Annotated in this window: 28 protein-coding genes; 17 read left to right on the top strand and 11 right to left on the bottom strand. The window is 46.8% G+C overall.

Features of this window, described 5'->3' with window-relative positions; translation table 11 throughout:
* Window positions 1-17 precede the first annotated feature (17 nt).
* Window positions 18-1,262 carry a multidrug efflux MFS transporter gene (locus ACH32G_RS09515; protein WP_076982538.1) on the bottom strand — a complete coding sequence of 415 codons (1,245 nt, stop codon included), beginning with the start codon at window positions 1,260-1,262 and terminating at the stop codon, window positions 18-20.
* A 150-nt stretch (window positions 1,263-1,412) separates the two neighbouring features.
* Between ACH32G_RS09515 and kapD the strand changes: the two genes are divergently transcribed.
* Window positions 1,413-2,030, top strand: a complete 618-nt coding sequence (gene kapD, locus ACH32G_RS09520) for a 3'-5' exonuclease KapD (protein ID WP_029575323.1) — start codon at window positions 1,413-1,415, stop codon at window positions 2,028-2,030.
* 24 nt (window positions 2,031-2,054) lie between these two features.
* Here the strand turns inward: kapD and ACH32G_RS09525 are convergent, their stop codons facing one another.
* The 3 genes from ACH32G_RS09525 to ACH32G_RS09535 all read right to left on the bottom strand — a co-directional run bounded on the left by ACH32G_RS09525 (window position 2,055) and on the right by ACH32G_RS09535 (window position 5,056).
* A complete protein-coding gene (locus tag ACH32G_RS09525; protein WP_047476997.1) occupies window positions 2,055-2,441 on the bottom strand; it encodes a kinase-associated lipoprotein B in 387 nt (128 codons plus the stop codon).
* A 45-nt stretch (window positions 2,442-2,486) separates the two neighbouring features.
* Entirely contained in the window at window positions 2,487-3,770 is a 1,284-nt protein-coding gene (locus ACH32G_RS09530) for an ATP-binding protein (RefSeq protein WP_448814255.1), read from the bottom strand.
* Between the two features lie 119 nt (window positions 3,771-3,889).
* Entirely contained in the window at window positions 3,890-5,056 is a 1,167-nt protein-coding gene (locus ACH32G_RS09535; RefSeq protein WP_448814256.1) for a MalY/PatB family protein, read from the bottom strand.
* Between the two features lie 86 nt (window positions 5,057-5,142).
* On the opposite strand from ACH32G_RS09535, the gene ACH32G_RS09540 reads away from it, so the two are divergent.
* Window positions 5,143-5,403 carry a DUF1871 family protein gene (locus tag ACH32G_RS09540; protein ID WP_045925833.1) on the top strand — a complete coding sequence of 87 codons (261 nt, stop codon included), beginning with the start codon at window positions 5,143-5,145 and terminating at the stop codon, window positions 5,401-5,403.
* A gap of 23 nt (window positions 5,404-5,426) precedes the next feature.
* On the opposite strand, the gene ACH32G_RS09545 is transcribed toward ACH32G_RS09540, so the two are convergent.
* Window positions 5,427-6,248: an alpha/beta fold hydrolase gene (locus ACH32G_RS09545; RefSeq protein ID WP_448814257.1), complete on the bottom strand. Its 822-nt coding sequence runs from the start codon at window positions 6,246-6,248 to the stop codon at window positions 5,427-5,429.
* Window positions 6,249-6,399: 151 nt separating this feature from the next.
* Here ACH32G_RS09545 and ACH32G_RS09550 point away from each other — a divergent pair, with 151 nt between their 5' ends.
* From ACH32G_RS09550 to yugI, 3 genes are all read left to right on the top strand, one after another.
* Entirely contained in the window at window positions 6,400-6,900 is a 501-nt protein-coding gene (locus tag ACH32G_RS09550; protein ID WP_016938141.1) for an Lrp/AsnC family transcriptional regulator, read from the top strand.
* On the top strand, window positions 6,901-8,070 hold the full coding sequence (locus ACH32G_RS09555; protein ID WP_095241419.1) for an aminotransferase: 1,170 nt from the start codon (window positions 6,901-6,903) through the stop codon (window positions 8,068-8,070).
* Window positions 8,071-8,267: 197 nt separating this feature from the next.
* Complete coding sequence (yugI, locus tag ACH32G_RS09560; protein WP_003152102.1) at window positions 8,268-8,660, top strand: S1 domain-containing post-transcriptional regulator GSP13; 393 nt, start codon at window positions 8,268-8,270, stop codon at window positions 8,658-8,660.
* Window positions 8,661-8,707: 47 nt separating this feature from the next.
* Here yugI and ACH32G_RS09565 read toward each other — a convergent pair whose 3' ends face one another.
* Complete coding sequence (locus ACH32G_RS09565) at window positions 8,708-8,944, bottom strand: DUF378 domain-containing protein (RefSeq protein WP_003152104.1); 237 nt, start codon at window positions 8,942-8,944, stop codon at window positions 8,708-8,710.
* Window positions 8,945-9,174: 230 nt separating this feature from the next.
* Between ACH32G_RS09565 and ACH32G_RS09570 the strand changes: the two genes are divergently transcribed.
* Both ACH32G_RS09570 and ACH32G_RS09575 read left to right on the top strand, forming a co-directional pair.
* Window positions 9,175-10,338: an iron-containing alcohol dehydrogenase gene (locus tag ACH32G_RS09570; RefSeq protein WP_016938143.1), complete on the top strand. Its 1,164-nt coding sequence runs from the start codon at window positions 9,175-9,177 to the stop codon at window positions 10,336-10,338.
* Between the two features lie 86 nt (window positions 10,339-10,424).
* Window positions 10,425-11,597, top strand: a complete 1,173-nt coding sequence (locus ACH32G_RS09575; RefSeq protein ID WP_198698066.1) for an iron-containing alcohol dehydrogenase — start codon at window positions 10,425-10,427, stop codon at window positions 11,595-11,597.
* A 126-nt stretch (window positions 11,598-11,723) separates the two neighbouring features.
* Here ACH32G_RS09575 and ycaC read toward each other — a convergent pair whose 3' ends face one another.
* Both ycaC and ACH32G_RS09585 read right to left on the bottom strand, forming a co-directional pair.
* Window positions 11,724-12,368, bottom strand: coding sequence for an isochorismate family cysteine hydrolase YcaC (gene ycaC, locus ACH32G_RS09580; RefSeq protein ID WP_064778703.1), 645 nt, complete (start codon window positions 12,366-12,368; stop codon window positions 11,724-11,726).
* A gap of 103 nt (window positions 12,369-12,471) precedes the next feature.
* On the bottom strand, window positions 12,472-13,038 hold the full coding sequence (locus ACH32G_RS09585) for an NADPH-dependent FMN reductase (protein ID WP_064778704.1): 567 nt from the start codon (window positions 13,036-13,038) through the stop codon (window positions 12,472-12,474).
* Window positions 13,039-13,367: 329 nt separating this feature from the next.
* Between ACH32G_RS09585 and ACH32G_RS09590 the strand changes: the two genes are divergently transcribed.
* Genes ACH32G_RS09590 through ACH32G_RS09600 form a run of 3 tightly spaced genes read left to right on the top strand, consistent with a single transcriptional unit; the run spans window position 13,368 to window position 15,564 of the window.
* The gene (locus tag ACH32G_RS09590) at window positions 13,368-14,720 is read left to right on the top strand and encodes a glucose-6-phosphate isomerase (protein WP_016938147.1); all 1,353 of its coding nucleotides are present in this window, start codon (window positions 13,368-13,370) and stop codon (window positions 14,718-14,720) included.
* Window positions 14,721-14,738: 18 nt separating this feature from the next.
* Complete coding sequence (locus ACH32G_RS09595; protein WP_448814258.1) at window positions 14,739-15,137, top strand: transporter; 399 nt, start codon at window positions 14,739-14,741, stop codon at window positions 15,135-15,137.
* A gap of 22 nt (window positions 15,138-15,159) precedes the next feature.
* Window positions 15,160-15,564 carry a YugN-like family protein gene (locus ACH32G_RS09600; protein WP_016938149.1) on the top strand — a complete coding sequence of 135 codons (405 nt, stop codon included), beginning with the start codon at window positions 15,160-15,162 and terminating at the stop codon, window positions 15,562-15,564.
* Here the strand turns inward: ACH32G_RS09600 and ACH32G_RS09605 are convergent.
* Both ACH32G_RS09605 and ACH32G_RS09610 read right to left on the bottom strand, forming a co-directional pair.
* Window positions 15,561-16,547, bottom strand: coding sequence for a potassium channel family protein (locus ACH32G_RS09605; protein ID WP_448814259.1), 987 nt, complete (start codon window positions 16,545-16,547; stop codon window positions 15,561-15,563). The genes ACH32G_RS09600 and ACH32G_RS09605 overlap by 4 nt on opposite strands.
* The gene (locus tag ACH32G_RS09610) at window positions 16,544-16,798 is read right to left on the bottom strand and encodes a protein mistic (RefSeq protein WP_016938151.1); all 255 of its coding nucleotides are present in this window, start codon (window positions 16,796-16,798) and stop codon (window positions 16,544-16,546) included. The genes ACH32G_RS09605 and ACH32G_RS09610 overlap by 4 nt, the downstream gene beginning before the upstream one ends.
* A 133-nt stretch (window positions 16,799-16,931) precedes the next feature.
* On the opposite strand from ACH32G_RS09610, the gene ACH32G_RS09615 reads away from it, so the two are divergent.
* The 7 genes from ACH32G_RS09615 to ACH32G_RS09645 all read left to right on the top strand — a co-directional run bounded on the left by ACH32G_RS09615 (window position 16,932) and on the right by ACH32G_RS09645 (window position 22,846).
* Window positions 16,932-17,195, top strand: coding sequence for a hypothetical protein (locus ACH32G_RS09615; protein WP_095241424.1), 264 nt, complete (start codon window positions 16,932-16,934; stop codon window positions 17,193-17,195).
* Window positions 17,196-17,241: 46 nt separating this feature from the next.
* On the top strand, window positions 17,242-17,919 hold the full coding sequence (locus tag ACH32G_RS09620) for a zinc metallopeptidase (RefSeq protein WP_007408641.1): 678 nt from the start codon (window positions 17,242-17,244) through the stop codon (window positions 17,917-17,919).
* A gap of 42 nt (window positions 17,920-17,961) precedes the next feature.
* Window positions 17,962-19,251, top strand: a complete 1,290-nt coding sequence (locus ACH32G_RS09625) for a hemolysin family protein (protein WP_016938153.1) — start codon at window positions 17,962-17,964, stop codon at window positions 19,249-19,251.
* Window positions 19,252-19,342: 91 nt separating this feature from the next.
* Window positions 19,343-21,001: a glycoside hydrolase family 13 protein gene (locus ACH32G_RS09630; protein WP_448814260.1), complete on the top strand. Its 1,659-nt coding sequence runs from the start codon at window positions 19,343-19,345 to the stop codon at window positions 20,999-21,001.
* Between the two features lie 121 nt (window positions 21,002-21,122).
* Window positions 21,123-21,545, top strand: a complete 423-nt coding sequence (locus ACH32G_RS09635) for a secondary thiamine-phosphate synthase enzyme YjbQ (protein WP_095241426.1) — start codon at window positions 21,123-21,125, stop codon at window positions 21,543-21,545.
* Complete coding sequence (locus ACH32G_RS09640; protein WP_188154523.1) at window positions 21,538-22,569, top strand: NAD(P)H-dependent flavin oxidoreductase; 1,032 nt, start codon at window positions 21,538-21,540, stop codon at window positions 22,567-22,569. The genes ACH32G_RS09635 and ACH32G_RS09640 overlap by 8 nt, the downstream gene beginning before the upstream one ends.
* A gap of 25 nt (window positions 22,570-22,594) precedes the next feature.
* Window positions 22,595-22,846 (top strand): hypothetical protein, encoded by a 252-nt coding sequence (locus ACH32G_RS09645; RefSeq protein WP_016938157.1) that lies wholly within the window; start codon window positions 22,595-22,597, stop codon window positions 22,844-22,846.
* 17 nt (window positions 22,847-22,863) lie between these two features.
* Here ACH32G_RS09645 and ACH32G_RS09650 read toward each other — a convergent pair whose 3' ends face one another.
* The gene (locus ACH32G_RS09650) at window positions 22,864-23,601 is read right to left on the bottom strand and encodes a protein-glutamine gamma-glutamyltransferase (RefSeq protein ID WP_047477019.1); all 738 of its coding nucleotides are present in this window, start codon (window positions 23,599-23,601) and stop codon (window positions 22,864-22,866) included.
* Window positions 23,602-23,725: the final 124 nt, after the last annotated feature.

The raw sequence follows: 23,725 nt of genomic DNA on the forward strand, positions 1-23,725 counted from the left end.
TCGTAATTGCTGATCGGTCAGCCCGCATCAGACGCTGTATCTTTTTGCAAATGTCCGGCCAGCCATAAAAGCCCCGCGCCTGCCAAAAAGAGAAAAGCGGTGACGTAGAAAGCGGCCGAAATGGAAAAACCGCTCGATACCGCACCGCCGAGCAGAGGGCCGATTACGTTTCCGAGAAAACGAAAGCTGACGTTATAGCCGAGCACCTCCCCCTGAATGCTGCCCGGCGCCCTGACGCGGATCGCTGCCGTAATACAAGGCAGCGTCCCGCCCATGACCATCCCGAACAGAAATCTGAAGACTAAAAGGATGGAAAGGGAGGAGGCGAGCGCCTGCGGAATAAAAAACACCGCTGAGGCAATCAAAAGCACGATTAAGATCCGGCTGTGGCCGAAGCGGTCGCCGAGGTCTCCCCATTTCCGGGCCAGCAGCAAGCTTCCGAGTCCGGTCGCAGAAAACGCCATTCCGGAGAAAAAGGCTAAATTAACAGGTCCGTGCAGCTCATTAACATATAAAGCGAGAAGCGGCTGAATACTGAAATTGCCGGTCTGCACGATCATAGTAAGCACCATCATCGCCCAAAGCGCGGGCTGGTGAAAAATATAAGAGAGCACCTGTTTTCTGGAGTAGGTTTTCCGCTTGCTTTGTTTCTCGCCGAGCGGCTGCTCATTGACCTGAAATAAAACGAGAAGCACAGATGCGAAAATGACAAAAGACGTAATAAAAAACGTGTACGTAAACCCGAAGCTGTCAGCAAGCAGCCCGCCCAGCATCGGTCCGAATAAAGTGCCTGACACTTGACCCATCTGCAGCGTGCCGAGTGTTTTCCCGGCAGTCTCTTTCGGCGTCTGCGCCGAAATCATCGCCAGTGATGTCGGAACAAAGCCCGTGACAAGGCCCATAAGCAGCCGGAGGACAAACAGCTGATAAACCGATGTCACAAACCCCATCAATAAAATGCTGACGGCAATGCCGGTGCCTGTAATCAAGAGAATTTTTTTGTAGCCGCGCTTATCGCCGAATCTTCCCCAAAACGGGGAAATCACAAACGCCATTAAAAACGTGACGCCGAACACATAACCGCTCCATCTCTGCACATACCCGCCCGAATGGGGGCTGATCGTTTCAATATATAACGAAAGAAACGGAACAATCATAGTCATGCTGGCGGAAATAAAGAAATTTGTAATCCAAATGACGACGAAGTTCTTCTTACGGACAGAAATAACATCACCTTCTTTACTTTTCGTGTGTCTAATTATAAGTATATAGGAATGAATCCGGTATTTGTATTTTCGATGCGGATATAGGAAAATTCATTATTTTTAGAAAATGAAGAAAGTTTCAGAGGGGAAACTGATATACTATCATAAAATATCATTTTTGATCGGAGGAAAGGCAGGTGTAAAAAAGTGGATCAGCGCAGTCTTCTCATTATTGATTTTGAATTTACGATGCCTGACGGAAAATACAGCCCGCAAAATTTCTTTCCCGAAATTATTGAAGCGGGGATTGTCAAGACAGTGAATGATGAAGTGACTGAAACGTTTTCGAGTTATATCAAACCGAAAAAATTTCCGAAGCTGACAAAACGATGCAAAACCTTTCTGAACATCACTCAAAAAGACGTGGACGGCGGAATCACGTTTAATGAATTCATCCGAAAATTAAATGAGCTTGACCCTGATAAAAACTGCACGATCGTCACCTGGGGCAATATGGATATGAAAGTGTTAAAGCAAAATTGCATGTTTAACCACATCCCCTTTCCATTTAAAGGAGAACTCCGGGATTTGTCCCTTGAATATAAAAACTTCTTCGGAGACAGAACTCTGACCGGGCTTTGGAAAGCGGCTGAAGAGTATGGCGATAAAGGGACGGGCACACATCATAAAGCGCTTGATGATGCGCAGACGACTTATAAATTATTCAAGCTTGTCGAACGGGATAAACAATACCTTGAAAAACCGAAACCTCCGACGATCGGCGATCGCGTCGATCTGACTGAACTGTTTCGCCGGGCCACATAAAAAAACCCAATCATGCCGACTGGGTCATAGTCTTTTAAAATAGTCGCGCTCTAACACGGCCAAGTTGGCGAGCGAACGTTTCGCCCATTCTGAGCCGTCCGCTGTGAGCTGATCTTTCAGCCGGGCAGCCGCCGCTTGTAAGGAAGCCGTATAATCAGGAACTTCGCCTTCAAACGGTTTGACCATATGATGCGGTATGTTTGTCTGTTCTCCGAATGCCAGCGCTCTTCTTTCATGAAAAAACGGAACATCGGCCTGCTTCGGATGATGAAGATCTCCTTGAGCGGGATGCGTCAGAACGGCTTTAATTTTTACTAAATAGTGATTGGGCCTGACGTCTGTCACTTCCCCTATGTATACTCCTGTTTTATAAAACCCTTTTACGATTGTGCCGATTTCAAATGAATTCATTGCGTTCACCTCTCTGTTTATTCTATATAAGATCAACGCGATTGGCTAGAGAACAGCTGCCGGAAGCCTGACAGAGGCCGTGGTGCCCGAGTGCTCTCCGCTGGTGAAATAGACGGAGCCTTCATGATGCTGAATAATGGAGAATGTCACAGTAAGCCCAAGTCCAGTGCCGTTAGTCTTCAGCGTATAATACGGCTTGCCGAGTTTTTGAAGTTCTTCGTCGGACATGCCGATTCCATTATCCGTAATCTGAATGAGAATCATCTGTTCCTGTTTTTGGACGGAGACCTCGATATGGCCGTTTTCAGAAGGCACGGCTTCAATACTGTTTTTAATCAGATTAATGAAGGCTTGTTTTAGTTTTTTCACATCCCCGAACACATATAAATCCGGCTCGCTTCGAACAGTAACGGTCACCGATTTAAAATTGGCGTATGACTCCATTAAGGAACCAGTTTCCTTCACAAGCAGAGAAATATCAAACTTTTCTTTTTCATAATCATCCTGCTTCGCCATATCCAGATAATTCGTTATGATCGTCTGAGCCCGGTCAAGTTCGGACAGCACAAGCTTCTGATACCCGGCGTGTGATTTATCCTGAAGCTGATCGCCGCTGAACAGCAGCTGCACGAAACCTCTGACGACCGTGAGCGGATTGCGGACTTCGTGTGCGACGCTTGCCGCAAGCTCGCTGACAACAGCCATTTTCTCTGAGTGAATCAGCCTTGCCCGCATGGACGCATTCTCATCAATGATTTCAATCAAATAAATGCACAGCACAAGAGCGCTGATCTGAAAAAAAACGGATACTCCCGCCTCATAATATACGGAAGATAGATTTTGAAAGTTGAAAATATTGGTCACGGAATAGATGAAGACAGATGCGGTTAATAAGGCGGCTTCAGTACAGCCGATGAGAAGAGCGAAAATCAGTTTCTTCCGCTTTGAAAAAAAGGGCCATTTCGTTTGGAGCTGGATAGAGATGATGATTAAAAAAGGAATTAAGGATAAGAAAAAAAGAGCGGAAGGTTCAAACCATATGAGCTGGAACAAAACAGACGCTGCTCCTGCGGCAAGTCCTGCGGCAGTTCCGGAATAAAGCAGGCAGACGATAATGGGAATCAGCTGCAATCCGAAACGGACGGAATGAAGCTCCTGGATGGGAAAAGCCGTACATAATAATGAAGATGCCGCTGCAAATACGGCGACCAGCAGGCGGTTCGCTCTCGGCACAAGCAAATCGGGCTTGCTGAGCCAGAAGACTTGATAGAGAAAAATAGGAAATAAAAGAAAAGAGAAGTGAAGCAGATAATCCTTTACAATCTCCATTTATGCGAAATCCTTTCTTATGTAAATATGAACCTATTATAACATCTTTACCGGCAAAAAAAGTATATATTTCTCTAAAGAGAACGCCCTCATCTCTTCTGATAAAGGCGTCCTTTACATTATGAAGCAAGCGCTGCTTTGATTCTCTCAAGCCCTTCTTTTACAGCTGCGGCTGAACAGCCGACATTGAGTCTCATAAATCCTTCGCCGCCCGGCCCGTATTTCGTTCCCGGTTCTAAAATGATTTTCCCTTTTTTGAGCATTCTTTTTTTGAGCTCGGCGTCTGAAAATCCGTATTCGCTGAAATCCATCCAGATCAAATAGGAAGCATCAGGCTTCATCATGCGGACTTTCGGCAATTCTTTTTTAAAAAAGTCCTCAGCTAATTTCATATTTCCCTCAATGTAAGGAATCAGCGCGTCAAGCCAAGGGCCTCCCTTTGTATAAGCCGCTTCGATTGCTGCAACCGCAAATGTGTTGAGATTGGAGATCCCGTTCCGATGCAATGCCGCGGAGAATTTCGCCCGCTTATACCGATCAGGAATGATAATGGCCGATGCCTGAAGGCCGGCAATATTAAACGTCTTGCTCGGCGCGACACAAGTAACGGAAATCCGCGCAAAATCCTCAGACAGAGAAGCAAAAGGCGTGTGCGGTTTTCCGTACAGCATCAAGTCGGAGTGAATCTCGTCAGAAACGACGGTGACGTTATGGGCGGCGCACAGTGATCCGAGCTTCAAAAGCTCATCCCGGCTCCACGCTCTGCCGGACGGATTGTGCGGATTACAGAGAATCATCAGCTTAACTCCTGAATCGCTCAGCTTTTTCTCAAGGTCCTCAAAATCCATGCGGTAGATTCCATTTTCTTCCCGTAAAGGATTATGTAAAACCTGCCGTTTGTTTTCTTCGATCATCTGATAAAAAGGCGTATATACCGGTGACTGGATCAAAACCTCATCTCCCGGTTCGGTAAAGGCCTGGACGGCCATGCTGAGCGCCGTCACAACTCCGGGGCTGAACGTGATGCTTGCGGGATCTGGCCGGTAGCCGTGCCGTGTATCAAGCCATGAAGCGACGGCTTTTTTTGTGTTTTCGTCAGGAGACGTATAACCGAATATGCCATGGTCAAGACGGGCTTTTAATGCCTCTGTGACTGCTTCGGGAGCGCGGAAATCCATATCGGCCACCCACATCGGAAGTGCGTCCGATACGCCGAATAACGCTTCCGCCTTGTCCCATTTCACCGATTGAGTGCCAAAGCGGTTTTCTCGAAGGTCAAAGTTCATGTATGTCACTCCTGTTGTATCATTATTTTTCACATCGTATCTATGATAAAATAGATTTTCAAACTTTATTATAAGCGGTGATGAAAATGGAAGAAAGCCAAGCGGTCATGGAAATGATGAAAATCATTGCCAAGTGGGACCCGTTTAAATATGGAGAAGAATTTTATGAGACAGAAGCTGTCGATATCGTTCAGGCCGTATATCGTGAAGACAGCGCCGGCAAGCTGGCAGAAGCCATACAGGACATCTTTGAAGTTTCATTTGAACAAAAGCTTCCGATCGAAGACTGTCAAAAGGCCGCCGCGCAGCTTCTGCTCATAAAAGAAAGCAGCTCCTGCACCCCTTAAAACCGGCTGAAACGCCGGTTTTTTTATTGGACAAATTCAAAAATCCGCTCTGAAACAAACTCAGGACGCTCTTCGGGGACGAGGTGCCCCGTATTTTTAAGCGAATATAAAATAGAATCCGGCAGGTCGTGATGAAGCCGTTTTCCGACTGAAACCGGCACGACCCGGTCTTCTTCCCCCCATATTAAAAGAGCGGGGTTTTGTATTTTCTTCAAATCCTCAGAGTCCAAATCGCCCTCCCTGTGTCTGATGAACCTTGTCATCGCTTTGAAAATCTGGCGGTCTGTAAATGGTTTTTCATAACCATCAATCATTTCCTGGTCGATAAGCGTCCGGTCGTGCACGACATTTAACAGGTTTTTCAGCACGCCGTCTTTTGAAAGCCAATACTTAAGATACAGGTCAAAACAAGGGATATGCGTTCCGACTATAATCGACGGATGCGAGCGTTTTAAATACCCCGAGCTGCACAGCAGGACGATTTTAGTAAAAAGCTCGGGTTTAAGCAAAGACGCGGATAAGGAAATCTGGCCGCCCATCGAATGGCCGACGAGCCCGGCCCGGCTGATATTGAGCTTTTCCAAAAGTCCGATCAGAAGCTTGGCGAGGTTTGCATAAGTGTATACGAACGTCCGTGACTTTTCCGATTGTCCGAAAGGAGGCAGGTCAACGGCGATAATATCATAATGGTTTCTGAGCAGCGGAATCAGTTTTCTGAAGCTGAAAGCCGAAGATAAAAAACCGTGCACGCAGACGAGCGTCTGTCTGCCGGGATTCTCATAATGCTCGTAATACAGCTCAACTCCGTGTATCGCGGCCCGTTTAATCGGTGAAACAGCTTCCATGAGCGTCTTCTCCGTCCTTTCTGTGTTGTAGTGTAATGGCTTTTTAATTGTCAGATTTTAGCTCTGGTTTCTTGCGGGTTTTTCTTAGCATTTGTCGAAAATCATGATATAATGTCATGAAGATTTTTGATAAAGCAAAGGTGTGAAACGTATGAAGCTGACCGAAAAAGAAACAGAAATATTAGAAATTTTAGACGAAAACAGCCGCGTTGATGCGGAAACGATCGCCAAAATGGCGAACATTCCCGCCGATGAAGTCAAAAGCATCATTGAAAAGCTTGAAAAGGAAAAAGTCATCATTGATTATGCGGCGATGATCGACTGGCGCAAAGTTGACGGGCTGGAAGGCGTCACGGCGATGATTGACGTAAAAGTCACTCCGAAACGAAATGTCGGCTTTGATGAAGTTGCTGAACGGATATACAGATTCCAGGAAGTCGAATCAGTGTACCTGATGTCAGGGGTGTATGACTTATCTGTCGTCATCCGCGGCAATACGATGTCAGACGTGGCGAGCTTCGTTTCTGAAAAACTGTCCACCCTTGAGTCTGTCGTTTCCACGACAACGCACTTCATCCTGAAAAAATATAAGCATGACGGCAAAGTCTTTGAAAGCGGAGACGATGACAAAAGAATCGTGGTGTCTCCGTAAATGGAAACGAAGACTTCTTATTTATCGGATTATGTGCAGCAGATTAAACCGTCAGGCATCCGCAAATTCTTTGATCTGGCCGCTACGATGGAAGGCGTCATTTCACTGGGAGTGGGAGAGCCTGACTTTGTGACGGCTTGGAACGTGAGGGAAGCGAGTATTCTTTCTTTAGAACAGGGCTACACGGCTTATACCGCAAATGCGGGTCTTTATGAATTGAGAGAAGAGATCAGCCGCTATTTAGATCAGCGGTTCGGCCTGAATTATTCGCCTGACAGTGAACTGATCGTTACGGTAGGGGCAAGCCAGGCGCTTGATCTCGCTGTCCGCGCCATTATGAATCCCGGAGAGGAAATGTTAATTCCCGAACCGTGTTTTGTCGCATATGAATCACTCGTGACGCTGACGGGGGCGAAGCCGGTGCCGATTCAGACTGTCGCTGCAAAAGGTTTCAAAGCATCCCCGGCCGATTTTGAAGCGGCCCTGACGGACAAAACGAAAGCGCTGCTTCTTTGCTCGCCGTCAAACCCGACCGGTTCCGTCTATTCGAAAGAAGAACTTGAATCCATCGCTGCTTTCGCTGAAAAACATGACTTGATCGTGCTTTCCGATGAAATTTATGCCGAGCTGACGTATGATGAGCCATTCACGAGCATGGGGGCCATCCGCGGCATGAAGGAGCGGACGATTCTGATTTCAGGGTTCTCCAAAGCATTTGCCATGACGGGATGGAGACTCGGATTTACGGCGGCGCCTCCCGTAATCAGGGATGCCATGCTCAAAATTCATCAGCACGCGATGATGTGCGCGCCTTCTATGGCGCAGTACGCCGCGCTTGAAGGTTTGAAAAACGGTCAGGAAGACGTCGAACGAATGAAAAAAAGCTATCGGAGACGCCGAAATCTGATTGTGGAAACACTGAACGAAATCGGACTCGGCTGCCACCATCCCGGCGGAGCGTTTTACGCTTTTCCTTCCATTCAATCGACAGGCATGAGTTCAGAAGAGTTCGCGGAACAGCTGCTTCTTGAAGAAAAAGTAGCCGTCGTTCCGGGGAATGTATTCGGCCCGAGCGGCGAAGGGTACATCAGATGCTCCTATGCAACATCTATTGAGCAGATTCAGGAAGCGCTCGTCAGAATCAAACGGTTTGTTGAAAAAAGGGCATAAAAAAAGATACGAACCCGGTTCGCATCCAAATAAAAGGGGGGGAATACTAGAAAGCCTTCGTAATCATAGTATACCCACCTTTTTCTGTGCTTAAACATCATCATACAAAAAAGTTCCCTTTGCGAAAAACAAACTTGTATGATATAATTTTAAATTGCGTATAAACTGTATTTAATTTAACTTAGGAGTTGTTATGAATGGCAGCAAAATTTGAAGTGGGCAGTGTTTACACTGGTAAAGTAACAGGATTACAAGCGTATGGTGCGTTTGTTGCATTAGATGAAGAAACTCAAGGACTTGTTCACATTTCTGAAGTCACTCACGGTTTCGTAAAAGACATTAACGAGCACCTTTCTATCGGTGACGAAGTACAAGTAAAAGTTCTTGCAGTTGACGAAGAAAAAGGTAAAATCAGCCTTTCTATCCGTGCGACTCAAGCAGCGCCTGAAAGAAAAGAAAGCAAGCCAAGAAAACCGAAAGCGGCTCAAGTTTCTGAAGAAACATCTGCTCCGCAAGGTTTCAACACATTGAAAGATAAGCTTGAAGAGTGGATCGAACAGTCTAACCGCAAAGACCTTATCAAAAAATAAGCATCAAAAAAAGCACCGGATATGTATGTTCGGTGCTTTTTTTATGTTTATCTGACTTCTGGATTTGCCGCTTCCTCGCGGGATGTTTCTTCGTTCGGCTTAAACAGCAGGCCGAGATTGATGAGACCGGCGATGCCGACAAGGCCGTAAATAATCCGCGACAGAGCTGATCCTTGGCCGCCGAAGATGGCTGCTACTAAATCAAATTGGAAAAATCCGATCAGTCCCCAGTTAATCGCGCCGATAATGGTTAAAACAAGACAGATCCGCTGAATAACACTCATGTAAACAACCTCCTCTATGAATTCGTGAAACAGTTATAGATTGTGACAAAGCAAAGAAACTATACATTCTTCATTCTCCGGCGTGAAAATCGCATCCTGTCTCATGCTGTACCAGTGCCTTTCCCGTGAACCCGCTGTCATGAAACCGTGTGATGTGCCGTCAAAAAAGCGGATTGCTTTACATTGAACGTCAACTTTCTGCATAATATAAATCCAAAGGAGGAGATGTCATGCAAAACTTTACATATTGGAATCCGACAAAATTGATTTTCGGAAAGGGAGAGGTTGAAAAGCTTCCGGAAGAAATCAAGCCGTACGGAAAAAACGTGCTGCTCGTATACGGAGGCGGCAGCATTAAGCGCAGCGGTCTTTATGATCAAGTAACCGAGCTGCTGAAAAAAGCAGGAGTTACGGTACATGAATTGGCAGGCGTAGAGCCGAATCCGCGTGTCTCAACGGTGAACAAAGGTGTTGCGCTCTGTAAAGAAAACAACATCGATTTCTTATTGGCCGTCGGCGGCGGAAGTGTCATTGACTGCACGAAAGCCATCGCCGCGGGCGCTAAATATGATGGTGATGCGTGGGATATCGTCACGAAAAAACACCAGCCGAAAGAAGCGCTGCCGTTCGGAACAGTGCTGACACTTGCGGCGACCGGTTCGGAAATGAACGCCGGATCAGTGATCACAAACTGGGAGACACAGGAGAAATACGGATGGGGAAGCCCGCTCGTTTATCCTAAATTCTCTATTCTTGATCCGGTAAACACATTTACCGTTCCGAAAGACCACACCATTTACGGCATGGTCGATATGATGAGCCATGTGTTTGAACAATATTTCCACCACACGTCAAACACGCCGTATCAGGACCGGATGTGTGAATCACTTCTGCGCACGGTGATTGAAACAGCGCCGAAGCTGATCAATGATCTGGAGAACTATGAGCTTCGTGAAACCATTTTATATACAGGCACCATCGCATTAAACGGAATGCTGTCAATGGGCGCAAGAGGGGATTGGGCTACACACAACATCGAGCATGCGGTGTCAGCGGTGTACGATATCCCGCACGCCGGAGGTTTAGCGATCCTGTTCCCGAACTGGATGAGACATGTGCTCAAAGAAAATCCGGCCCGCTTTAAGCAGCTTGCCGTCCGTGTTTTTGATATTGACGAGGCAGGCAGATCAGATGAAGAGATCGCGCTTGAAGGGATCAGCAAGCTGTCTGCTTTCTGGACGAGCCTCGGCGCTCCGAACAGACTCGCTGATTATGATATTTCAGATGAAAAGCTGGATACGATTGCAGATAAAGCGATGGCAAACGGCGCATTCGGACAGTTCAAATCACTTCAGAAAGAAGATGTGCTTGCGATACTGAAGGCATCATTGTAATAGAATAAAGGGGGCGGCCGAACTGGCAGCTCCTTTTTTTCTGTGTTATAGTAATTCCCTTACGATTTTTTTGGAGGTTATGATAAATGGAGAACTTTACGTACTACAATCCGACGAAACTGATTTTCGGAAAAGGTCAAATCGACCAATTGAAAAAAGAGCTGAAACAATACGGGAAAAACGTGCTGCTTGTATACGGAGGCGGCAGCATTAAGCGAAACGGCCTGTATGACCAAGTAACAGGCATCTTAAAAGAAGAAGGCGCAGCCGTTCATGAGCTTGCGGGCGTTGAACCGAACCCGCGTCTGGCAACGGTGAATAAAGGAATTGAGCTGTGCAGACAGCATGAAATTGATTTTCTTCTCGCAGTCGGCGGCGGAAGTGTCATCGACTGTACAAAAGCGATTGCGGCCGGAGCGAAGTATGACGGAGACGCATGGGACATTTACAGCAAAAAAGTAACGGCACAGGACGCGCTTCCGTTCGGCACGGTGCTGACGCTTGCGGCGACAGGCTCTGAAATGAACCCTGATTCCGTTATCACAAATTGGGAAACGAATGAAAAATACGTATGGGGCAGCGATGTCACTCATCCGCGTTTCTCCATTTTAGACCCTGAGAATACATTCAGCGTTCCGGAAAACCAAACCGTATACGGCATGGTGGATATGATGAGCCACGTATTCGAACAATACTTCCACAATGTTGAAAATACGCCGCTTCAGGACAGAATGTGCTTTGCGGTGCTTCAGACGGTGATTGAAACAGCGCCGAAACTTTTGGAAGACCTCGGGAACTACAAGCATCGCGAAACGATTTTATACGCGGGTACGATCGCTTTAAACGGCACGCTGCAAATGGGCTATTTCGGCGATTGGGCTTCCCACACGATGGAGCACGCCGTATCAGCGGTTTATGACATCCCTCACGCGGGAGGACTTGCGATTCTGTTCCCGAACTGGATGAGATACACGCTTGATACAAATGTAGACCGTTTTAAAAACCTCATGCTCAACATGTTTGACATTGATACCGAAGGCAAAACAGATAAAGAAATTGCTTTAGAAGGAATCGATAAGTTATCAGCGTTCTGGTCAAGCCTCGGTGCGCCGTCCCGTCTTGCGGATTATGACATCGGCGAAGACAAGCTTGAGCTGATCGCAGATATCGCCGCAAAAGAAATGGAACACGGCGGATTCGGCAATTTCCAAAAACTGAACAAAGATGACGTGCTTGCCATCCTGAAGGCGTCTCTGTAAGATCACATCCTGCAGATCTATCGGATTTTCTATGAGTGAATCAGGAGCAAGTGAAACACTCCTTGCACTGAAACAACTATGGAAAGTAAGAATAAAAAAGAGCGCTGATTAAATCAGCGCTCTTTTTTATGCATTCTGTGTACTAAGATCTCGCTGCGCCCCCATATAGCTCCCCATTAAGTTTTGGTAACCAGGAAGATGACTGGAAATTAATGCGCCAAACCCTTCAACATCGTTGCGCCAATCACGTTGTAACTCGCATGCTACACTAAACCAGTTCATAAGCTGTGCGCCCCCATGAGCCATACGGGTTAATGATGCATCTGCTACTTGCTTACTGAATGTTCCCGAAGCATCTGTCACAACAAACACTTCGTAACCTGCTTTGATTGCGGAAAGTGCAGGGAACGCAACGCAGACATCTGTAACTACACCTGCGATAATAAGTTGTTTTTTTTCAGTCGCTTTAATGGCTTTCACAAAATCTTCGTTATCCCATGCATTAATTTGTCCTGGACGCGCTATTTTTGGTGCATCAGGAAAGAGATCCGTCAATTCCTGCATGAGTGGGCCATTAGGTCCATTTTCGAAACTCGTTGTTAAAATAACCGGTAAATCAAAGAATTTAGCCGTATCGCCAAGAGCCAATACATTATTCTTAAATTCATCAACACCATAGTCACGTACTAGACCGGAAATAAGGCCGGTTTGATGATCCACCAAAAGAACAGCAGCATCATCTTTTGAAAGACGGGAATAAAGATCAGACATTTTATCATCCTCCTTAAATTCATTAAGTAAGTTTGTCAAAGGCATCTAAGAATTATGTAGAAAGCTTCTGAGGTGACTTTTAGTGAGGGTTATGATCCTTCTATTAATCTGGAACGGGAACCGGAGCATGATCAATCCAATGGATGAACTGTTGTAAATAGCGTTGAAGATAACGGTTTGTTTGTTCATCCGTAAGTATATTTTGAGTGGAATCAATTTTCTCATGGACTTGCGAAATCAGCATTTTTTGAAAGGGCAGCACATTGACTTGCATAGCTTCGAGTACTTCTCTCATTTGCATTTGGCTAAAGGCAGTACCGAACCCTCCGGGGGTTGCTCCGATTAAGCCAACCGGTTTTCTGTTGAACACAGAAGAGGTCCGCGGTCTCGATGCCCAGTCCAATGCATTTTTTAAAACCCCCGGCATTCCGGAATTGTACTCTGGACTTACAATGATGACGCCGTCAACATCTTGTATATCTGCTCTAAAGGATGTTACGGATTCAGGCGCTCCGGCCATTTCTAAATCTTCGTTAAAAAAAGGAAGACGGTCTATTTCAATCCAACGAAATTGCGCCGAATGATCCAAGTCAATCAATGATTGAGCAATTGCTCGATTATACGAGTTTTTTCGTAAACTTCCACAAATAAGACCAATGGTTTTAGTCATAAAATCACCTCCCGGTTTAAAATTATTTTCATCTTAACATGATAACCCAAATATAGACACTATTTTTAAAAATGGAAGTATTTGATTTATCGTGCGTGCATTCACCTTTACTGCATTTTTCGTCATCTGATTAGTGATCCTTCTCACCATGCATACAAATATAACGTTCTGTGCAATACCTATCTCAAAACCGAGATATTGTAAGAAAAAATGAATGCGTCTTTAGCGCAAATCCCGTATCCGTCAGGCCTTCTTCATGACTTGATTTAGAGGTAGAGTTCATATAAAGTGGAAGAGAAAACAATTCACCGTGATGGAGGGACAAGCAAATGACGCATGTACGCTTTGATTACTCAAGAGCGTTACCTTTTTTCAATGAACATGAACTTACATACGCACGTGATTTCGTAAAAACGGCACACCATAATATCCATGAAAAAACAGGCGCCGGAAGCGACTTTTTAGGCTGGGTGGACCTCCCTGAAAACTACGATAAAGAAGAATTTGCGCGCATTAAAAAAAGCGCTGAAAAAATCAAATCAGATTCAGACGTGCTTCTCGTCGTCGGAATCGGCGGTTCATACTTAGGCGCCCGCGCGGCGATTGAAGCGCTCAACCATTCTTTCTATAATGTCCTGCCGAAAGATAAACGCAAAAACCCTCAAGTCATCTTTATCGGCAACAATATCAGCTCAACTTATATGAAAGACGTTATGGATCTTTTGGAAGACGCTGATTTCTCTATCAATGTCATTTCTAAGTCAGGAACGACGACGGAACCTGCCATCGCTTTCCGGATTTTCCGCAAACTTCTTGAAGAAAAATACGGAAAAGAAGAAGCGAAAGCGCGGATTTACGCGACAACTGACAAAGAGCGCGGCGCTTTAAAAACGCTTTCTAACGAAGAAGGCTTCGAATCATTCGTTATTCCTGATGATGTCGGCGGGCGTTTCTCCGTTCTGACTGCGGTGGGTCTTCTGCCGATTGCGGTAAGCGGGGCTGATATCGACGAAATGATGAAGGGCGCGTTTGATGCAAGCAAAGACTTTTCCAGCTCGGAATTAGAAGAGAATGCGGCTTACCAATATGCCGTCGTCCGCAACGTTCTGTACAATAAAGGCAGAACCATTGAAATGCTCATTAACTATGAGCCAGCCCTGCAGTACTTTGCAGAATGGTGGAAGCAGCTCTTCGGTGAAAGTGAAGGAAAAGACGAGAAAGGAATTTATCCTTCCTCCGCTAACTTCTCAACAGACCTTCACTCTCTCGGCCAATACGTGCAGGAAGGCAGACGCGATCTGTTTGAAACTGTATTAAACGTAGAAAAACCGAAGCATGAGCTGACAATTGAAGAAGCGGAAAATGATCTCGACGGCTTAAACTACTTAGCCGGCAAAACGGTCGATTTCGTCAATAAAAAAGCGTTCCAAGGTACGATGCTGGCTCATACAGACGGAAAAGTGCCGAACTTAATCGTCAACATTCCGGAGCTTAATGCATATACATTTGGATATCTCGTCTATTTCTTTGAAAAAGCGGTGGCAATGAGCGGTTATCTGCTCGGAGTCAACCCGTTTGATCAGCCGGGTGTTGAAGCCTACAAGGTGAACATGTTCGCGCTTCTCGGCAAACCGGGCTTTGAAGAGAAAAAAGCAGAGCTTGAAAAACGCCTTGAGAAATAAAAAGAATGGCTGGCCCGCATGACGGGTCAGCCTTTTTTAAACCGTGAAAGGTGTGATGATGAATTGACATGGCTCTTATGTAAGCATACCGTCATTTCCTTCTGTTCCGCCGCTATTGTCTTTTTTGCGCTGAATCCGTCCTCTGCTTCCCTCTTACAAACGATCTTTTTTTTCGCTCTTCCCCTCGGCTTGTTTACGGATATGGTCCGGCTGAAACTGAAGATGGGCCGGATGCATTCGCTCATTACGAAGTGCTGTCTGTATGCCGTCGTTTTCCTCATTTCGCCGGATGCCGCTCTCTCCGCAATTGTGACGTATGTTCTGATTGAATGCGCCGTTACCTCTTTTCAGCGTCTGTCTGCTGCTCCTGATTCTTTGCGGAAGCCGTATGAAGATATCGCAGACCGGGGACGCTAAAGACTAAAAGGAGCGTATTTACATGATCAGCATACCATCTTCACTTGAAGGACAGTCTTTTTTACTCCGCGAATTGGAACAGGTGCTGAAACCGATCGGTTATACCATCGGAGGCGGCTGGGAATATGACCGGGGATTCTTTGATTACAAAATTTCCGATCAGGACGGCTATTTGTTTCTCCGTATCCCTGTTGAAGCAAATAAAGGACGCCTTGATGAACGGGGAACGGCCGTTACAATCGGCACACCCTTTTTGCTGAGGCACGTCTATCAGCAGGAAACGGATGATGCAGCAGGGGGCGGAGTTTTTGAATCATTATTCAACCAATTCTCCGAGCCGAAACGCCGGGATGCGGCAATTGACCGCTCATATATAGATATCGGCATCTCGCTCGTGAAAGAGCTGGAAGATGTCCTGCTGCATTAAAGCGCCAAAAAAAGATCAGTACTGAGCACTTGGTATGACAGAGGAGGGGTCAGCATCGGCCCCTCTTCTTTTTGTATGCCGATAATCGTTGTATTCCGTTTGAGATAATAGCGCGCACAATCATGATAAGAGGAGCCTTTTAATTCCTCGGGGACGGGAATGATGCGAACCTTTTTCTCCAGCGTCAGGTCGGACAGCGTCTGCGGCTTGGCAAGCTGCATCTTGACCCGGTAATGCTCAAACATCACCCGGCTCGACAGGCGTGATGTGCACAGAATCTTATTGGCTCCTGCACGTTCGGCGTTTTTGACATACCGTTCCGTTAAAATTTCCACGATACAATAAACGGACGGATGCAGCCCTTTGATGGCGAGAAGCGTTAATACCGAAAGCATATCAGCTTCGGATTCATTTTTCTGCTGGTCTGCTGTCAGAATGACGGTATCAGCTTCCGTAATATTCGCTTTATTGAGCGTGCTGTCATCAGCGGCATGTCCGCGGATGAAATGGACATTTTCAATAAGCGGCCCTTCCCTTAATGAATCATCAATCAGGACGACAGTTTTTGACGGTGCAATGTGCTGCAGTTCTTTCAGCAGCATATGCGACTTCTCATTCCATCCGATAAGAATGACGTGCCCCTTGCCTTTAAAGGCGACCTTCCCTTCGATATAACGGTGCTGTTTGCTGAACACGGCTGAAGAAAGCGTGGCGAAATAGGCGGTCACAAAACTCGCTCCGCTTAATACAAGCACCATGCCGGCAATCTGCCCGAGCGGCGTCTGCGGAACATAATCGCCGTAACCGACCGTGGCTACCGTAATTACCGCCCACCAAACCCCTTCAAACACAGACGTGAATTGCTTCGGTTCAAGCATGTAAATCAATTGGCCGAACAATAAGATCAAGGCGATAATGATCAGTCCGATCCGGATATATAACGGCCATCTCAGCCAGGAAATAAAGATACGGTTTGATTTCATTCGGCCTGCTCCTCTTTCGACAAAGAGATGGACAAAATCTGCTTAATAATGGTGTTTAATTTTTCATTCAGCTGTTCCTGCCCGTATGAGTCACGCGCCTGTCTGATTAAATCGGCCGTCTCATCCTCAAACTGAATGAGAGGTTCGTCGTTTTCCGATTCATTATAGAGCTGGATGAAGGCGTCAAGCCCCTCATTCATTCTGTCTATCGCATTGCTCAGCTTTTCTTTTTCGCCATTTGTCACTTTCATGATGGATCACACCTGTATCTTTTTTATTACAGTATGTCCCAGTTCGTTTGATGTCTTTCAAAAATCAGCGAAAACATATTCACCTTCATTTTTTCATATGATAAAGAAAGCGGACCGAAAAAGGGTGAGTCAGATGACAGTCATTCAAAAACTGCTGGCGGCGCTGGCCGGAGCGCAGCTGCTCGCTTCAGCGGCCGTATTGCTTATTTTCGATTTAAATGGATATGATCATATGTCCGGCAGCTTTTCATGGGTCGCTTTCGCAAAAGGGACTGTCGGCACGTTTTCGTTTTATACTGCAATGGCCGGATGTGTTCTGATTTTGCTCGGAGGATTGATTCCTGTCAGAAAAAAGAAGCGGATTTCTGTACAGGAAAGCGGGCAATCATTAAAATAATATATAAGCAGATCGTACGATATAAGAGAAAAAGGAAGAGGATAATATGCTGTTTGTCTTTTTAACAATTGCTGCATTGGGATTGTCGTTTTGGGCACAATTTAAAGTGAAAAGTAATTTTCAGAAATACTCAGACGTGGAAGCTTCCAGTCAGCGGACCGGGGCGGAAACGGCAAGACGGATTCTTGATATAAACGGTTTATATGATGTGCCGGTAGAACCGGTAAGAGGCACTTTAACAGACCATTACGACCCGACGGAGCGGGTGGTGCGTTTATCTGAGCCGGTATATTACGGCCGCTCCATTTCCGCCATTTCCGTCGCTTCCCATGAAGTCGGACATGCTTTGCAGCACCAGGAATCTTACGGCGCGCTTGTGCTGAGGCACAAAATTTTTCCGGTCGTCAATTTTGCCTCAGGGGTCGCCCCTCTGCTTTTCTTGGGCGGAATGCTCCTTGGCAGCTTGAATTTAATCGGGCTCGGCATTATTTTGTTTTCTGCCGCTGTTTTTTTCCAGCTTGTCACACTGCCTGTCGAGTTTAATGCCAGCGCGAGGGCGAAGCGGATTATCGTGTCGGAAGGATTCATTCGCAACAGTGAAGAACACGGCGTGAATAAAGTGCTGAACGCCGCTGCGCTGACGTATGTGGCTGCGGCGCTCGTTTCATTATTCGAGCTGCTTCGTTTTGTGATGATTTTCTTAAATGGTCGTGATGAGAATTAACACGAAGGAGGTGGCCCCTTACCGTTTGCGGTAGGGGTTTTTTTGCTTATATTAAAACTGATTCTCATTTTGCTGTTAATCGGATTAACGGCCATCTTTGTCGCTGCGGAATTTGCGATTGTCAAAATCCGCGGTTCAAAAATTGCGGAGCTGGTTGAAACCGGAGACAGCCGGGCGCTTGCGGCGCACAGGGTGATTACAAATCTCGACGAGTATTTATCAGCGTGCCAGCTCGGCATTACGATTACGGCGCTCGGACTCGGCTGGCTCGGGGAACCGACGATTCAGCGGCTTCTTCATCCTGTTTTCAGTCTGATCGGAATGCCGTCACCCATTACGCACGTCGTCACGTTTATTGCGGCGTTTATCGCCGTCACGTATCTGCACGTCGTCATCGGGGAGCTTGCGCCGAAAACGATATCCATTCAAAAAGCTGAAGCCGTCAGTCTGTGGACGGCAAAACCGCTCATCCTCTTTTATAAAGTGATGTATCCGTTTATCAAGCTGTTAAACGGCTCAGCCGGATTTTTGGTCAAGCTGTTCGGATTTCATTCGGTGAAAGAACATGAAGTCGTGGTCAGTGAAGAGGAATTGCGGCTGATTTTGTCTGAAAGCTATAAAAAAGGTCAAATCAATCAATCCGAATTCCGTTACGTCAACAAAATATTTGAATTCGATAACCGTGTCGCCAGAGAAATCATGGTGCCGCGCACCGAAATCGCCGCCATCTCGCTCGAGCAGTCAGTTGATGAAGCCATTCATCTGATCATTAACGAGCGGTATACGCGATACCCGGTCATTAAAGAAGACAAAGACCACATTCTCGGCATTATTAACAACAAGGATTTATTTAAAGCGTATTTTCTCGGCCGTTCCATCGAATTAAAAGAAATTATGCGTCCGGTCATCAGAGTCATTGAAAGCATCCCTGTTCAAGAGCTGTTGATCCGCATGCAGAAGGAGCGGATTCATATGGCGATTCTTGTGGACGAATACGGCGGTACGGCGGGACTTGTGACTGTCGAAGACATATTGGAGGAAATCGTCGGCGAAATCCGTGATGAATATGACCAGGATGAAATGCCCCACATCGTCAAAAAAGGCGAGCATCATTATGTGATGGACGGAAAAGCGCTGATAGAAGAGGTGAATGATCTTCTTGATATCGCGATCGAAAATGAAGACATAGACACGATTGCGGGCTGGCTCCTCACACAAAAAATGGAGCTGAAAAACGGTGATGTGTTTCATGCTGAAGGGTGCGAATTCAAGGTGCTTGAAGCAGAAGACCATCATATCCGCTTTGTTGAAATTAAAAAAACAGATTTCTGAGCCTCCTGCTTTTGCAATGAGGCTTTTTTTGCGAAAAAAAATGCTTCTTCATCCCGCTTCTTCATATGCTGTAAAGAAAGGAGTGGACGGTATGAAAACGGATTGGTGGAAAACGGCGTCCGTCTATCAAATTTATCCCCGCAGCTTTATGGATTCGAACGGGGACGGAATCGGCGACATGAACGGCATCAGAGCAAAGCTTCATTACATAAAAGAGTTGGGGGCTGATGTGATCTGGCTTTGCCCCGTTTTTGACTCGCCGGGCGCCGACAACGGCTACGATATTCGAAATTACAAACAAATTGCCGAAGAATTCGGGACGATGGAGGATTTTGACCGGTTCCTCGCGGATATCCATGCGCTCGGCATGAAGCTGATTATAGACCTCGTCGTCAACCATACGAGTGATGAACATCCTTGGTTTATCGAATCGCGCTCAGCGAAAGATTCCGAAAAACGGGACTGGTATATCTGGAGAGACGGAAAAAACGGCAAAGAGCCGAACAATTGGGAAAGCATTTTCGGCGGATCGGCGTGGGAATATGATCAAAAGACAAACCAGTATTACCTTCACCTGTTTGATAAAAAACAGCCTGATTTAAATTGGGAAAACGAAACGATGAGGCAGTCCGTTTATAAGATGATCCGCTGGTGGCTTGATAAAGGCATTGACGGCTTCCGGGTGGATGCCATTTCTCACATCAAGAAAAAAGAAGGGCTCCCTGACATGCCGAATCCGGACGGTCTCCCGTATGTCCCGTCCTTCCCGTATCATATGAATACAGAAGGCATCGTGGATCTCTTAAAAGAGCTGAAGCGTGAAACATTTTCACATTATCCGATCATGACGGTCGGCGAGGCGAACGGGGTGACGGCTTGGGAGGCAGCTGATTGGGCCGGTGAAGAAAACGGCGTCTTCCATATGATTTTTCAATTTGAACACCTCGGCCTTTGGGATACGGATGATGATCAAGGCATTTGCATCCCGGCGCTTAAGCGCATTTTGTCCGACTGGCAGAACAGCCTTGAAGGAAAGGGCTGGAATGCGTTATTTATGGAAAATCACGACCAGCCCCGATCCGTTTCGGTATGGGGTGACGAACGGTTTTTGACAGAAAGCGCTAAGGCACTTGCCGCGATGTATATGCTGATGAAAGGCACGCCGTTTATTTACCAGGGACAGGAGCTCGGCATGACCAATGTTTCGTTCCCATCCATTGAAGATTACGACGACGTCACAATCAAACAGCTGTATGAAAAAGAGACGTCCCGCGGCGTTCCGCATGAAAAAGTGATGAAGACGATCTGGAAGAAGGGCCGGGATAATTCACGGACACCGATGCAATGGAACGGGACGGCGAACGGCGGGTTTTCTGAAGTTTCTCCGTGGCTCGGGGTGAATCCGAATCACACATGGCTGAACGCTGCATCGCAAATGAAGGATGAAACTTCCGTATACCATTTCTACAAACGGCTGATCGCCCTCAGGAAAGAACATGACGTATTGATCAGCGGAACTTATGAATTGCTGCTTCCAAAAGACCGGCAGATTTATGCCTACTTAAGAAAAAACGGAACGGAAACCGCCCTGATCATCACCAATCTGACTAAAACTCCCGCATTATACAGGCATCCCGGTTATCCGCTTGACGCCGATGCGCTCGTGCTCGCAAACATGGAAACGCCGCCGCATCGGCATGTGACATCCTTCCTTTTAAAGCCTTATGAGGCCCGCGTATATATATGGTGAAAAACTTCAGTTTTGGGGCTGAAGTTTTTTATGATCTGCGTTTATCATCGCGATCCGACAGGAAAAGACAAATACAGAAACGAATATGGGAAAGGAAGAGAAAAAGAGAGGAGGCATTCATATGCTGAAACAATTGCAGATTCAAACAAACAGACGGGATGAAATGATCGACATCACACATGAAGCCGAAGCGTTTCTCCGCGAAACAGGCGTGAAAAACGGTTTGGCGCTCATATACTGTCCCCATACCACCGCCGGCATTACCATCAATGAAAATGCCGACCCAGATGTGAAAAGGGATATGCTCCGCAGGTTTGACGAAGTGTATCCGTGGGAGCACGAACTGGACCGGCATATGGAGGGAAATACGGCGGCACATATGAAGGCGAGTACAACGGGCGCATCCCAGCATGTCATCATAGAAGGCGGGCGCCTGATCCTCGGAACGTGGCAGGGCATTTATTTTTGCGAATTTGACGGTCCGCGAAACAGAACATGTTATATCAAAATCCACGCTGAAACGGAGGCAGCCGCAAATGAGTGAGTGGATGGACGCATTATCATTAACAAAGCCAGTCATTCAGGCTCCGATGGCCGGAGGGCTTGTCACGCCGCGCCTGGCTGCGGCGGTATCAAATGAAGGGGCGCTCGGAAGCCTCGCTTCAGGATACGTCAGCCCGCCGGCGCTTGAAAAACAGCTTATCGAGATGAAAGACCTGACCGGCTGCTCCTTTCAAGTGAATCTGTTCGTCCCGGAAGAAAGGCAGATGCCTGAGGAGGAACTGGTTGAACAATGGAAAGCGCGCATCCCGAGGGCAAAAGATGCCAAGCCGTTCTCCGATCTGAAAGAAGAGTGGAACGATTTTGAAGAAAAAGCGGAGCTTCTGATCCGTTACGGGGTCAAAGCGTGCTCATTCACCTTCGGCCTGCCGCCGGAAGAAACGGCGGAAAAGCTGAAGAAAAACGGCTGCTTCCTGTTCGGCACGGCGACAACGCCGGAGGAAGCGAAGGCTTTTGAAGAGCGGGGAATGGACGCCGTTATCCTACAAGGAATAGAAGCCGGGGGACATCGCGGATCGTTTCTGCCGGTTAAAGGAGAACCGGCTCTCGGTCTTATGGCGCTCATTCCGCAGGCTAAAGATGCGCTGAATATCCCGGTCATTGCGGCAGGCGGCATTTTTGACCGCCGCGGGGTGCAGGCAGCCCGATGTTTGGGTGCGGACGGCGTTCAAGTCGGCACGCCGTTTCTCCTTTGTGAAGAAAGCAGCGCTTCACCGGCATATCAAAAAGCCATTGCCGAATCAAAAGGAGCCGACACACGGCTGACCACCTTGTTTTCGGGAAAACAGGCGCGCGGAATCGTGAATCAGTTCATGAAAACATATGAAGCTGACGAGGGAAAAACGCTGCCTTATCCGCTGCATAATACGCTCACAAAGCCGATGCGCGGGCATGCGGCTCAATCAGGAGATGCGGAGTATATGTCTTTATGGGCGGGCCAGTCCGCCGCGAAGCTTGAAGGGCCGACAGATGTGAAAGCCGTTTTGGACCGCTTGTGCCGATCATAATCAAGATGCTGTGAGGTGATGGAAGATGAAGATTCTTCAAATGTCCTATAAAAAAAGAGGAAATATTGAATTTGTCTTTGAAGATTTTCCGCATTCCAAAGTCACCATGGCGCCGATTAAAGGGTATTACTTTGTCCGGGCCATTAAATGGAGCAGACGGGACAGAGCCGTCACCAGCCATGATTTAGAGAAGTTTGAATGGGCGGCAAATCAAGCGCTCGGCACGACGGCTTTTTACCGAAAAAGAAAAGCATTTCACATCCCATCGTCACATTGACAGACGATGGGATTGTTTTAATGCATCATCCGATATAGCGCGGGCGCATCAAGCCTTGTCGCCTGAGAAAGCAGATAAGCCGACTGCACGGCATCTCTTTTTCTTAAAGAATTCAATTTCTGGATAATCTGTTCAGCGGTCAGAATCCCGAGACCGTGGGCGAAATATTGGTCATTCCCCATCACAATGACATTTTCTCCCCGCCACTGGGCCTTTGCAGGATTAAAATCAGGGTTTTTAAAATATAAACAATCTCCCCTTAAAAAGTGGCTGCCGGTTTCCGTGTAGATCGGCAGATGCTCATAGTGCCAGTCATACAAAGTAATATCCCGGAAAAGGCGGTCAAACCGTTCTTCACCAATGGTCTTTAAAACGGCCAGATAATAAATCACGACAATGGCCGTCGCGCATTCAAATGCATAAAACGCCCCGTTTTCAACAATATCCCGAATCGCTTTTGAAGCGGGAATTCTGTACTTCAGCTCCAGGGCTCCTTCCGGCGTCAGTCTCCAATAAGCCGTATTTCCGTATGTTTTGGCGAAAGTTGCAAATTTTGCACCTGATCCGTGCAGTTCCCTTGCGGCTTCCACAATATGGCGCCGCACCCGGGCTTCAAACATCAGTTCAGCAATCGATCCGTAATCAAATTGTACGGGAGAATGGGTCAGTTCATTTAGATACGGAACAAGGCTTTCTTCCGTCTGCCAGTTCGCAATGTCCTGGGGCCGAAGCACTTGGCCGGAAATGATAATCATCTGCGCGCCCCCCCTATCTTTTTTTATAAGATATGCAGGAAGCTTGGGAAATGAAAATCAAGTCATAAAAAAGGAGGAAATGTTAACAAAATGTGAAGTCTGAGCCGATATATAAGGTATCACA

This window comes from Bacillus sp. CIS52 (genome assembly GCF_053545315.1).